This is a genomic window from Type-E symbiont of Plautia stali, assembly GCF_059731115.1.
On record NZ_AP035906.1, the window covers coordinates 3,509,616 to 3,522,222 of the forward strand.

At 54.7% G+C, this 12,607-nt stretch carries 12 protein-coding genes; 2 read left to right on the top strand and 10 right to left on the bottom strand.

What is annotated here, in order from left to right; genetic code table 11:
* Window positions 1–313 precede the first annotated feature (313 nt).
* The 5 genes from AC6I8L_RS16025 to AC6I8L_RS16045 form a co-directional block, all read right to left on the bottom strand.
* Entirely contained in the window at window positions 314–523 is a 210-nt protein-coding gene (locus AC6I8L_RS16025) for a hypothetical protein (protein ID WP_058959315.1), read from the bottom strand.
* Window positions 524–707: 184 nt separating this feature from the next.
* Window positions 708–1,574, bottom strand: coding sequence for a helix-turn-helix domain-containing protein (locus AC6I8L_RS16030; protein WP_034823295.1), 867 nt, complete (start codon window positions 1,572–1,574; stop codon window positions 708–710).
* Between the two features lie 256 nt (window positions 1,575–1,830).
* Complete coding sequence (locus AC6I8L_RS16035; RefSeq protein WP_064511324.1) at window positions 1,831–1,995, bottom strand: DUF2474 domain-containing protein; 165 nt, start codon at window positions 1,993–1,995, stop codon at window positions 1,831–1,833.
* 1 nt (window position 1,996) lies between these two features.
* Complete coding sequence (gene cydB / locus AC6I8L_RS16040) at window positions 1,997–3,001, bottom strand: cytochrome d ubiquinol oxidase subunit II (protein ID WP_058959314.1); 1,005 nt, start codon at window positions 2,999–3,001, stop codon at window positions 1,997–1,999.
* A gap of 2 nt (window positions 3,002–3,003) precedes the next feature.
* Window positions 3,004–4,419: a cytochrome ubiquinol oxidase subunit I gene (locus AC6I8L_RS16045; RefSeq protein WP_058959313.1), complete on the bottom strand. Its 1,416-nt coding sequence runs from the start codon at window positions 4,417–4,419 to the stop codon at window positions 3,004–3,006.
* Between the two features lie 568 nt (window positions 4,420–4,987).
* Here AC6I8L_RS16045 and yghX point away from each other — a divergent pair.
* Window positions 4,988–5,878, top strand: a complete 891-nt coding sequence (gene yghX / locus AC6I8L_RS16050) for a YghX family hydrolase (RefSeq protein WP_058959312.1) — start codon at window positions 4,988–4,990, stop codon at window positions 5,876–5,878.
* Between the two features lie 62 nt (window positions 5,879–5,940).
* On the opposite strand, the gene AC6I8L_RS16055 is transcribed toward yghX, so the two are convergent.
* The 5 genes from AC6I8L_RS16055 to AC6I8L_RS16075 all read right to left on the bottom strand — a co-directional run bounded on the left by AC6I8L_RS16055 (window position 5,941) and on the right by AC6I8L_RS16075 (window position 11,532).
* Window positions 5,941–7,071 (bottom strand): mandelate racemase/muconate lactonizing enzyme family protein, encoded by a 1,131-nt coding sequence (locus AC6I8L_RS16055; protein ID WP_058959311.1) that lies wholly within the window; start codon window positions 7,069–7,071, stop codon window positions 5,941–5,943.
* Window positions 7,068–8,843 carry an alkaline phosphatase family protein gene (locus AC6I8L_RS16060; RefSeq protein ID WP_058959310.1) on the bottom strand — a complete coding sequence of 592 codons (1,776 nt, stop codon included), beginning with the start codon at window positions 8,841–8,843 and terminating at the stop codon, window positions 7,068–7,070. The genes AC6I8L_RS16055 and AC6I8L_RS16060 overlap by 4 nt, the downstream gene beginning before the upstream one ends.
* Before the next feature lie 11 nt (window positions 8,844–8,854).
* Complete coding sequence (locus AC6I8L_RS16065; protein WP_058959309.1) at window positions 8,855–9,550, bottom strand: GntR family transcriptional regulator; 696 nt, start codon at window positions 9,548–9,550, stop codon at window positions 8,855–8,857.
* Window positions 9,550–10,902 (bottom strand): MFS transporter, encoded by a 1,353-nt coding sequence (locus tag AC6I8L_RS16070; RefSeq protein ID WP_153012255.1) that lies wholly within the window; start codon window positions 10,900–10,902, stop codon window positions 9,550–9,552. Before AC6I8L_RS16070 ends, AC6I8L_RS16065 begins: the two co-directional genes overlap by 1 nt.
* Before the next feature lie 258 nt (window positions 10,903–11,160).
* On the bottom strand, window positions 11,161–11,532 hold the full coding sequence (locus AC6I8L_RS16075; protein WP_034823303.1) for a winged helix-turn-helix transcriptional regulator: 372 nt from the start codon (window positions 11,530–11,532) through the stop codon (window positions 11,161–11,163).
* Window positions 11,533–11,633: 101 nt separating this feature from the next.
* Between AC6I8L_RS16075 and AC6I8L_RS16080 the strand changes: the two genes are divergently transcribed.
* Window positions 11,634–12,488, top strand: a complete 855-nt coding sequence (locus tag AC6I8L_RS16080) for an SDR family oxidoreductase (protein WP_034823304.1) — start codon at window positions 11,634–11,636, stop codon at window positions 12,486–12,488.
* Window positions 12,489–12,607: the final 119 nt, after the last annotated feature.

Consider the following 12,607-nt stretch of genomic DNA (forward strand, 5'->3'; position numbering starts at 1 on the left):
CGATACCGTAACTTGAGAGTCGTTCACGTCAAAGGTTATCGAAAATCATTCTCATCTGACGTCAGGAAGAATAGCTATGATATATCTTCGATGCAATGCCGAAAAATGCTATTGGGAAAAGTTGCAGAATTTTCGGTGTGGCCTGGGTAGGTATTAACGCCGACGGGGGTTTCAGGAGAGCACCGCAGCGACCACTCCCGCACAGGGAATTGAGTTGGACTCGCGAACAACAGCAAGCAACGATCGCGCCGCAACAAACGTGCGGCGTGTCATCGATATTAACGGAGTAAAGCGCGGTAAAACGGAGGTGAAATCAGGCCTGATGGTTACTGCAGTTGACGAAGCTATTGTCCTCCTGGCTGTGCTGCGGCAGCGGGTTATCACCCACAATTTCATGCTGCTGGCAGTGAGTCTGGTGAGGATGCAGGCCGCCCGGCGGAGAGAAAGGCTCAGCCATCTGTGCACTTGCCAGCGAGGAAAACGCCACAAGCGCTGTCATGAGGAACAACGGTAAAAGTCGCATAATTTTTTCTTTTTCACTTTAGCGGTCCAGAGCGGACCAGGAATGCAGGTGATTATCCAGCCTGATGTGTGGCGGCTGGTGTTTTACGCGGCCAATCAGGTTTCGATGGAGGATTTTACGCCAGTTACGGCGAATATTTTATAAAATCGTGCGGTTAGTCACAGATAACCGCACGATTTATGCATTAGCAGGTGGAGACCGGAATGTAGAAAGTGCCCTGCAGCAAATCGGGCGTGCTGTATTTCAGATCCAGCTTGAGCAGGTCTTTACCGGCCCGGCGCGCCACACCCAGTGCAGGCAAGTGGTTGTAGTAAATTTCGGCGGTAAACGCGTTAATCTCTTCCGGCGTACCGTGCCAGTCAATTTCCGCATATAAACCACTCTCGCCGGTCCAGTTCTGCACGTTGCGCGGCAGCACATCGGCATACTGACTTTCCAGCGCCTGGAACAAGCTAATGTGCTGCTGATCGGCAGAATTCACTCCCGGACTGAACTGGAAGCCCAGCCAGCCACGGCTGACATGTTTACCGGCAAAGCGGACAAAATCGCGGGTATGCTGCGCGACCACCTGATTATGATGATCGATGTATTCGCCAAAGCGGCATTCCCACTCAATCACTTCACCACACAGCTGCAACTCCGGCTTCTCGGCCAGACGCGCGTTGACCCACGAACGCTGCGTGGAAATACGACTGTGGAAATCCTTCATCAGCATGTCCGGGATACGACGATAGGCGCCGGGCGTCATGGAGAAGTGGCTTTTGAATACCCTCGTGAAATTCTGCTGGTTATCGAAGCCAAAGCGCACGGCAATATCGATCAGCGGCATGCTGGTCAAACGCAGCGCCATCGCTGACATGGTCAGGCGACGCTTGCGCGTATACGAGGCCAGCGTTTGGCCGGTCATCTCTTTGAACATGCGCTGCATGTGCCACTTGGAGTAACCAGATTTCAGGGTAATCAGATCGATATTGAGCTCATCGGTCAGATTCGCCTCTATCCAGTCCACCAGATCGTTGATGTACTGTTTTTTAAGATTCAGGCTGAGCATGATTTTTTCAATCGAGTGATAAGTGTGAAGGTAATGAATTTGCGCGATTAGTCACATAAATATAACAAAAACGTATTACTTACGTAAGGAAGAGTAAAGGCAGCGAGGCGGGAAAAGCATTAATTGCTTAGGTTACTAACGTTTTAGGGTCAATTTTTGCACTGCGATAATGTGAATAAGGTCGCTATTACCAGCGACCTTCACGCGATATTTGTAACGGGGTGCACACTGTTGCGAAACCGGTCTCTGTGAAGACTCAGTGCGTATGCATGCCTGCCGCGTTCATCATCATACGAAACAGTGATGCCACCACACCCAGTGCCAGCACGCTTGCGCCATAAATAATGACCAGCCACATCACCCGCTTCCACCATGGCGACGGCGTTACCCTGTCTTTCATCTTGCTGACCTGGATTGGCATATCAATGGTACCCCTCATCGGCTTTGATTTTTCCGCGGAACACGTAGTAACTCCAGAAGGTGTAACCCAGAATCACCGGAATAATCAGTAAAGCGCCCACCAACATAAACGCCTGGCTGCTGGCTGGAGACGCGGCCTGCCAGATAGTGATCGACGGCGGTACGATGTTTGGCCAGATGCTAATGCCCAGACCGGAAAAACCGAGGAAAATCAGCGCCAGCGTCAAAAGGAACGGTGAGTAATGCGCCTCACGCTTGATGGCGCGCACAATCCCCCACGAGCACAGCACCACCAGGAGCGGAACCGGCAGGAACCAGAACAGGTTGGGGCGTGAGAACCAGCGTTGCGCGATATCCGCGTGGGTGAGCGGCGTCCAGACACTGATAATGCCGACCACCAACAGCAGCGTCAGGGTAAGTGGCGTGGCCAGCGCTGACATTTTGCGGTGCAGGTCGTGCTCGGTTTTCATAATCAGCCAGGTGCAGCCCAGCAGTGCATAAGCAATCACTAAGCCAATACCGCAGAACAGCGGGAACGGCGCCAGCCAACTCATTGCTGAACCGACATATTCACGGCCAGACACCGGGAAACCATTAAGAATGGCGCCCACGGCCACGCCCTGACTGAAAGTCGCCAGCAGCGATCCGGCGATGAACGATTTATCCCAAAACGGACGATGCTCTTCGGTGGCTTTAAAACGGAACTCAAACGCCACGCCGCGAAAAATCAAACCGATGAGCATCGCGGTTAATGGGATCGATAGCGCATCCAGCAGCACCGAATAGGCTAGCGGGAATGCGCCATACAGCGCTGCGCCACCCAGTACCAGCCAGGTTTCGTTACCGTCCCACACTGGCGCCACGGTGTTGACCATCATGTCGCGCTCGATCGGATCTTTGTTGAACGGCAGCAATAGACCAATACCCAAATCGAAGCCATCCATCACGATATACATCAGGGTGCCAAACACGATGATGGCGAACCAGATAATAGAAAAGTCGATCATAATTATTGCTCCCCACGTTTATGGGTATTGGCCGCTGACAGCGGACGAGCCGGTGTGTGTTGCTCGCCCGGGCCACCGTGCGCCACTTCTCTACCTTCACCGGTCACTGGACCTTGTTTAATCAGGCGCATCATGTAGTGATAGCCGACACCAAACACCGAGCAGTAGACCACGATGAACGCCATCAGGCTGATGCTCATATGCAGATTGCCATGGGCGGAGACCGCATCAATGGTGCGCTGCACGCCATATACTACCCACGGCTGGCGACCCATTTCGGTGGTGATCCATCCCGCCAGAATGGCGATCAGCCCCGATGGCCCCATCAGCAAGCAGAACCACAAAAACGGCCGTGACTGATACAGGCGCTTCTTCACCCGCAGCCACAGGCTGATCACTCCCATACCGATCATCAACAAACCGAGCGCTACCATCACGCGGAACGACCAGAAAATCACGGTGGAGTTTGGGCGATCCTCTTTCGGGAAGGTTTTCAGTGCCGGGATCTGCTTCTCGAGGCTGTGCGTCAGAATCAGGCTACCGAGATAGGGAATCTCCAGCGCATATTTGGTGCGCTCCTGCTCCATATCCGGCACACCGAACAGAATCAGTGGCGTGGCTTCACCCGGCTTGTTTTCCCAGTGCCCTTCTATCGCCGCGATTTTGGCTGGCTGATATTCCAGCGTGTTCAGGCCATGCGCATCGCCGAGAAACGCCTGAATCGGTGAGACGATCAGTGCCATCCACAGCGCCATCGAAAACATCTTGCGCACGGCAGGGTTGTCATTGCCTCGCAGCAGATGCCAGGCCGCTGAAGCGCCGACAAAGAAGGCACTGGCGAGGAAAGCCGCGGTGGACATATGTAGCAATCGGAACGGGAATGAAGGGTTAAAGATGATCCTGAGCCAGTCCTGCGGCACCACAACGCCGTTTTCGATGATGTAACCCTGTGGGGTGTGCATCCAGCTGTTACTGGCCAGAATCCAGAACGTTGAGAAAATGGTGCCTAACGCCACCATGCAGGTAGCGAAGAAGTGCAGACCAGGACCGACGCGATTCCAGCCAAACAGCATCACACCGAGGAAACCCGCTTCCAGGAAGAAGGCGGTTAACACTTCATAGGTGAGCAGTGGCCCGGTGATACTGCCGGCAAACTGCGAGAAACCACTCCAGTTAGTACCGAACTGGTAGGCCATTACCAGCCCGGAGACCACGCCCATACCGAAGTTAACGGCAAAGGCTTTGGACCAAAAATGATAGAGATCGCGATAGGTCTCGTTGCGGGTTTTCAGCCACATCCCTTCGAGCACCGCCAGGAAACTGGCGAGGCCGATGGTGATGGCTGGAAAAATAATATGGAAGGAGACAGTAAAGGCGAACTGTATCCTTGCCAGGTGAAAAGCATCTAATCCAAACATTGCTTACCTCATTGCCACAAAGTGCACTGGAATTTTTACTTATAATGAACAACAGCGTGCGGGGAGTTATTTCGTCTTATCGAATGAAAGGTCGCACTAATGTAAAGGGAAGACGCCATAACGAAAATAAACAGAGGAAGTCTGTAAAACTATAACAGTGTTTTTTGATGGCGATCATTGTCTCGATCAGAGACTAATTGATTGATATGACTGCCCAAAGGTTAACAATTCTCACTTATTGTGACGATATTGTTATTGATCCATAAGGCAGAACTTCAGCGTTAACAGGTAAGCACTTCATTTGATTATTATTATATACAGACTACAGAAAGGTTAATTAACTTTCTCGCTAAATGGCGTGTCAATAATTCCAGACAATATGGTGTTATCCCGATTGTTAATTAAAATGGCCTGTTTTTAATACCAAACGATATATTTTTCCAGACCTGCACTCAGCGCATCGCGCTCTCTTCACTCTTAACGCTTTGCGGCATAGCGTTTGCAAGCATTAACCCGCTGTGCTTTTTTAGAGCAGCAAAGCCATCGGTTAATCAGCGAAGGAGAGGTTATGACCCGTCTTACCGCACAGGATTTTCCCCAGGAACTGCTTGAGTTATATGACTATTACGCGCACGGCAGGATCAGTAAACGTGAGTTCATCACCCTGGCCGCCAAATTCACCATCGCCGGTATGACCGGTGCCACCCTGCTTACCGCCATGAGCCCCAACTATGCACTGGCGCAGCAAGTTGAATTCACCGACCCCGAGATCAAACCCGAATACATCCACTATCCCTCTCCGCAAGGCCATGGCGAGGTGCGCGGCTATCTGGTGCGTCCAGCCAAGGCAACCGGCAAAGTGGGCGCGGTGGTGGTGGTGCATGAGAATCGCGGACTGAATCCATACATTGAAGATGTCGCACGTCGCGTGGCCAAAGCCGGATATATCGCGCTGGCACCGGATGGCCTGAGCTCAATGGGCGGTTATCCGGGCAATGATGAAGAGGGTCGTGCAATGCAGGCCAAAGTCGATCCCACTAAGTTGATGAACGACTTTTTTGCTGCCGTCGATTTCCTGATGCACCACGAGGAAGGCACTGGCAAGGTGGGGATCACTGGCTTCTGTTACGGCGGCGGCGTGGCGAATGCTGCTGCAGTGGCCTTCCCGGAACTGGCTTGTTCGGTGCCATTTTATGGTCGCCAGCCCAAAGCGGAAGACGTGCCGCGCATCAACGCCCCGCTACTGCTGCACTATGCCGCGTTAGACAAAGGCATCAACGAAGGCTGGCCAGCGTATGAAGAGGCGCTGAAAGCTAACCATAAAACCTATGAAGCCTATATCTATCCCGGCGTAAATCATGGCTTCCACAACGACTCGACCCCGCGTTATGACAAAGCGGCAGCAGAGTTAGCGTGGAGCCGAACATTGGGGTGGTTTGAGAAATATTTGCACGGATAATGCCAGCACCCGGCGGCGGGACGCGCAACGAGGACGGCCCCGGGGCCGCCCTCTTCTCACGGTTACAGTGCGAAATGTCGCAATGCTTCACGATTGATTTCAATGCCTAATCCCGGCCCGTTCGGGATTTGCACCCACCCTTTTTGCTGCACAATGGGCTCAGCAATGATGGCCTGTCGAATCGGATGCTCGGTTTGATCGAATTCAAGCAGCGGCTGAACCGGCTGTAACGACGTGGGCGTATGCGTGGGCACTGTCGCCATCCATTGCAACGAAGCTGCAATACCAATGCCGCTGCCCCAGACATGCGGATTGACGCGCACACCAAACGCCTGCGCCATATCAGCAATCTTCTTGCACTCTGATAAACCACCGGCCGCACAAATATCGGGTTGGATAATATCCATCGCCTGCTGTGTCAGCACTTCGCGGAAACCATAGCGGGTGAATTCGCACTCGCCACCGGCTACCGGGATATCAATCGCGGCTTTCACTGCACGGTAGCCGGCTAAATCTTCCGGCGGCACTGGCTCTTCAAACCAGCCAATATCCAGCTCTTCCACTTCCCGGCCAAGCCGAATGGCGGCTACCGCATCATAGGCATGATTGGCATCAATCATTAGCGCCGCGTCTTCGCCAATGGTGTCTCGAATGGCCCGCGTCACGGTCGCATCCTCGCGCACGCCAAATCCCACTTTGAGCTTCATTGCCTGGAATCCCTGCTCTATGTAACCCGCCGCTTCTTCGCACAAATAGTGCAGCGGATCCCCACTGTCACGCCGATACAATCCGGTGGCATAGGCCTGCACTTCGGTTCGCGTGGCGCCACCCAGCAGTTGATAAGTCGGGACGCCAAAATATTTGCCGCGCAGATCCCACAGCGCGATATCAATGCCGCTCAATCCCTGAATCACCACGCCTTTTTGGCCGTGGTCGCGCAGTCTGGCGTAAAGTTCCTGCCAGAGAAACTCGCTGCGCAATGCATCTTCGCCAATCAACATCTGCCCGAGTTCCTCCACCACCGCTTTGGTGATGCGCGCCGGACCGTAGCACTCTCCCCAGCCAACCAGCCCCTGATCGGTCACTATCTCCACCAGCATCGCGGTGCGGGTATCATAACGGGCACGTGAATAGGCGAACGGTTGGCTAAGTTTGGCACTCAGCAGATGCGTATTAACCGCGGTGATTTTCATGATTGTGGCTCCTGCGGGGTGTCAAAAATTTCACTCATGATGCGTCCATCAAGATCGCGTGTGCTAAGACCAAGCCAGTGCGCCAGCGTTGCCGCCGGATCGGTCATGCGGTAAGGCCCACGCTGCTGGCGCGGATGATAGTAGCCTTGTCGAATACCTTTGCCCCACGCCAGCATCACGCCATAGTTGGAGCCAAGCGCGGTTTCTGCGGTGGGTTTCTGCGGGCCATGATTTGCGCCAGGCTCCTCCACAGCACAAATATCTTCACCCGTCTGGCTAACGCCCCAAACGAAACCGGTGTTGTAGGCAAAGACAATGTCGCCTGCGCAGTCGCCCCAGAATCCCAGAGCCACTGCATCGTCACGTCGCAGCGCGATACTCACCGCGTTATGCACGCCATCGCCCTCCTGCACCTGCCAGCCGCTCAGCGCCTGCAGGGTGCGCGCGCAGAGATCGTCAACCTGCTGTGGCGCGACGATGTCATGATTCACGAAGATTTCCAGGCCGCCACGCTCTGCTTTGAGATAGAGCGGCGAACGAGCCATATCTGGCAAGCCTTGCGCGTCCAGCACGGCCAGCGCCTGCTTTTGCAGATAACGATAGATGTCGCACATATAACTGTTGGGCACAGCGCCGTGATCGGAGGCGAGCATCACCAGCGTTTCCTCGTCCGTTTCATCCAGTAAGCGGCCAATGCTGTGATCAAGGATTTGGTAACTGCGACGCATCACCGCGTCGTATTGTTCTGCCTGCTGTGCATCAAAGAACGGAGAGTCTGGATCGGTCTGCCCAAGGCAGTTGTGGTGCGATTCGTCCACCAGTCGGTGCACCGTGGCCCACAATGCAAACCCCTGGCGTTGCGTTAATTCCAGCGCGCTATCCACCAGCCACTGTGACTGCTCATCGCCCTCCTGCCAGGTTGCCGCCAGATAAGGGGTATGCGGCGCCGCTTTCGCCACCCATTTGCTGAAGAAAGGCGTTTGCTGCTGTAAATAACGCGCATCACTGCTTAGGGCATCGGTACGCGTTACCTGGCTTTGCAAAATTTCGATATTGCCCTGCGTATCGCATTCACCGCAGTAAAAACGCACGCTGCCAGGAATGCCATCGGCGGCAAGCGACAGCCAGGGAGACCACTCTCCGATCGGCAGGACAACTCGCTGTTCACCGAGCAGCAGGGAGGGCTGTCCCTGCTCAACCTGCAGCGTTAACGCCAGCTCATCGCCCTGCCCGCCGCGTAACCTCAGGATATAACCCTCTTCGCTCACCTCAAGCGCCTGCCACGCGCCTTTATTGTGATACGCCAGCGCACTTTTCGGGGGCCAGCCCAGCGTTTGTTGCTTTGCACCGCCCTGGCCTAAACGCTCGCTGAGGCGCGTGGTGTGTCCCATTGGCCGGAATATCTCGCCCGGCCACGCCTGCGCACGTCCCCAATAGGGCGCAAAGCTGAAGTGGTCGCCATCGGCTTTAACGCTTTCCGGAAAATGCACCAGTGCCGCACGCTGTCCAGCCTCTTGCAGGGTTGCCAGCAAGTTGTGGCTTTGCTGATTGTCGGGCGGCAATCCCTGACCAATCCAGCTGGTGCCGGGACTCTGCCCGGTCAGAAAGGTCACCCAGTTCACATCGCCCCATGCCGAGATAAAGGGCAGCAACTCCGCTGCAGAACCCTGCTGTAACATGCGGGCAATGTGGGGCAGCGCGCCCTGTGCCACATAGCGTTTCAGCAGCGGCATGGTCAGGCCGTCAACGCCAAAAATAATCGCCTTGCGCATCGTAACTCCTGTCAAAGAGAGGGCGTGAGTCGCACGCCGGGAGAGGGGAAGCCAGGCTGCTGCATCAGCCCTTCCAGAATACTTTGCAGGCTACTGCGGATGTGGAGTCGCATCGCCTGTTCGGCCGCATCGGCATCGCGCGATTGCATGGCCGCTAAAATCTGACAATGCTCGAGCCAGGATTGCCATTTACGGCCTGGCAGATTCATCGCGATAACGTGAAAAAGCTGAAGACGATCCAGATAAAGCGTCATGATGCTGCTGATATAGGGATTGTCGGCGTGCGCAAAGATCAGCGTATGGATCTCATCACCAGCATCGGTAGCATTCAGTTCATCGTCACGCAGACCTTGCTCCAGCGCGGCCAGCTTATCCGCCATTACTGCCAGCTCATGATCGGGCGTTCGCTGCGTCGCCTGCCGCGTGGCAATCCCTTCCAGAGCCTCACGAATGACAAACAGCTGTTGAATATCCTGCAATTTGATTTCGCTGACGAACCAGCCTTTGCGTGGCGTTAACTCCACAAAGCGTTCCTGCTGCAGGCGATACAGCGCTTCACGTATCGGCGTGCGACTCATGCCCAACTGATCAATCAATCCCATCTCTGTCAATGAGCTACCCGGAGCCAGCGTCAGTGACAAAATCATCTCTTTAATACGCCGATACGCTATTTCGCTGAGCGAAGGCTTGTAGCCAGGACTCTCCATTACGCTTCCTCCCCAACATCGCGCAGTTCAAAACGTTTGATCTTGCCGACCATGAACAGATAGAAAAGGATCACTGCCACCGCATGCGCGATCACGAACCACAACACGCCGTTGAAAGATCCGGTGAGTTGCAGGATGAAGCCGATGATGATCGGCGTGGTGATGCTCGACGCATTGCTGAAGGTGTTAAGCACGCTGCCGGATAAACCTGCGATCTCTTTTGGCGCGGTGTCAGCGTTGACCGTCCAGCCCATGCCGCCTATGCCTTTGCCGAGGAAAGAGGCCGCCATAATCGCGATAACGGCAGTTTCTGAGTCGGTGTAATTACACAGCACCATTACGCAACACAGCAGCATGCCGCAGACAATCGGCAGTTTGCGCGCCAGTGACAGCGACATCCCGCGACGAATCAGCACATCTGACAGGAAGCCGCCCATAATGCCGCCAAGGAATCCGCATACTGCCGGAATGGCAGCGACAAACCCCGCTTTCATGATGGTCATGTGCTTTTCCTGCACCAGGTAAACCGGAAACCAGGTGATGAAGAAGAAGCCAATCGCGTTTAAGCAATATTGCGCAAGGTAGATGCCCAGCATCATGCGGCTGCTGAGTAGTTGTTTCAGCCAGCTGAGGCGCGGCTTGTGCTTATCGCCATCCATATTCACCAGCGCCCCACCCTGCTGCATATGATCCAACTCAGCCTGGTTCGTCATCGGATGGGACAAGGGGTCGTGCACCAGTTTGCGGAATAGCGGCAGGAAGGCGATGCCGATCAGACCCAGCACGGTAAACACCGAGTGCCAGCCGTAGGTATGTGCCAGCCAGCCCATCAGCGGGGCAAAAAATACGGTGGCACCGTATTGCGCGGAGGCAAAGATCGCCGCCGCCGTGCCGCGCTCAGAAGCCGGGAACCAGGCCGCCACCAGGCGACTGTTCGCCGGAAATGACGGTGATTCCGCCGCACCGACTAAAAATCGCAGACAAAACACCACCACGACCGCCGCCGCGCCAGTGACAAAGCCCGCGAGGCCGGTCATCAGGGTGAACAGCGACCAGAAAAAGATACTCAGGCTGTAGATCAGTTTCGAACCGTAGCGATCCAGCAACCAACCGCCCGGAAGCTGAAACAGTACATAGGCCCAGCCAAATGCCGAAAAGATCACACCCATGTCTACGGCATTGAGCCCAAGATCTTTTGCCATCCCCGGCCCCGCCAGCGAGATCGAGGCGCGATCGGCATAGTTAATCAGCGTGACAAAAAACAGCACGGCGACCACCAGCCAGCGCACGTTCGTTCTGCGTGCACTGATCGCCTTATCCAGCGTTATCGATTTAGATTGTCCCTGTGGCATGACGTACCTCATGACGACAGCATTAACCTCTTGGCCGTGGTGTTTTTGGCCCCGTAACGCATCAAATTCAAGTTGGATGCGGATTGTATACAACGTAGATACAGGCTGGAGAGCGCGCCAGCGGGGTTACGGGTAACCGCTGTTTTTTGGTCATAAAGTGTGAGAAGGATCGAGAGATTCAGGGGAAGATCAGGAAAAAATGTGATGATGATCGAAGTGAAAAAAGGTCAGGTCAGCGCCGCGCGCCGACCTCGCGATTCAGGCAGATTGCGCATCCTTCACAATGCGATGCACATTGCTTTCCAGCCAGTCGGCCAGGCCAATCACATGCCCTTCAACTTCACGTCCGAGCGGCGTCAGGCGATATTCCACATGCGGTGGCACCACTTCATAGGCGATACGTTCGATAAACCCATCTTCTTCCATATAGCGCAGCGTTTGCGCCAGCATGCGTTCACTGACGCCACCGATCTTGCGGCGCAGTTCGCTAAAACGCAGCGTTTCTTCGCGCAGCGCTAATAATACCAATACGCTCCAGCGGCTGGTGATGCGCTTGAGCACGTCGCGTGAAGGGCAATTTACATTGAGCAGCTCGCCACGGATAAATTTATTACTCAATTTTTCAGACATTTATGCTGCCTCTTCCAAACTAACAAATCTGTAAGTACTTACTAAAAGTTAGTTTATCCCTTAGGCTGATTTCATTCCAGCTCAAACTGAAGGAGAACATCATGATTGCGATTACCGGTGCCACAGGCCAACTGGGCCGTTTGGTGATTAACGAGTTACTGAAGAAAGTCCCTGCCAGCGAAGTGATTGCGGCAGTGCGTTCACCTGAGAAAGCAGACGATTTGAAAGCGCTGGGCGTGACGTTGCGCGCGGCGGATTACAGCAAGCCAGACACGCTGAAAAGCGCGTTCAGCGGCGTCGACAAACTGCTGCTGATCTCTTCCAGCGAAGTGGGGCAGCGTGAAGCGCAGCACCAGGCGGTGATTGATGCGGCAAAAGCGGCGGGCGTGAAATTTATCGCTTACACCAGCCTGTTGCATGCGGACACCACCACGCTGGGTCTGGGCGTCGAGCATCGCGCCACAGAAGCGATGCTGAAGGCCTCAGGCGTGCCCTATGCCCTGCTGCGTAATGGCTGGTACACCGAAAACTATGCCGCCAGCATTGCCCCAGCGCTGGCGCATCACGCCTTTATTGGCGCGGTGGGTGAAGGCCGCATCTCATCGGCCGCTCGTGTAGACTATGCCGCCGCCGCCGCTGAAGTGATCAGTCGTGACGATCAGGCAGGTAAAGTGTATGAGCTCGCTGGCGATGAGAGCTATACGCTGGCCGAGTTCAGCGCCGAGATTGCTAAACAGTCTGGCGAGCAAGTGGATTACATCAACCTGCCGCCTGCTGAGTTTGAGGCAGCATTGAAAGGCGCCGGTTTGCCGGATGCGCTGGCAGAACTGCTGGCGGACTCCGATGCCGGTGCCGCACAAGGCGGGCTGTTTGATGACAGCCGAGCGCTGAGCAAACTGATTGGTCGCCCGACCACGCCTTATGCCGAGGTGATTAAAGCCACACTGGCAAAATAATGCCTGTTCAGGCCAGCGAAAGCTGGCCTGATTCCCGTCTCGTATGCCACCAAATGATCAAAGCCAAACGCAGTATTTAAGCCAAATAATGGCGATTTTCTTATTTACAGATAATTCTG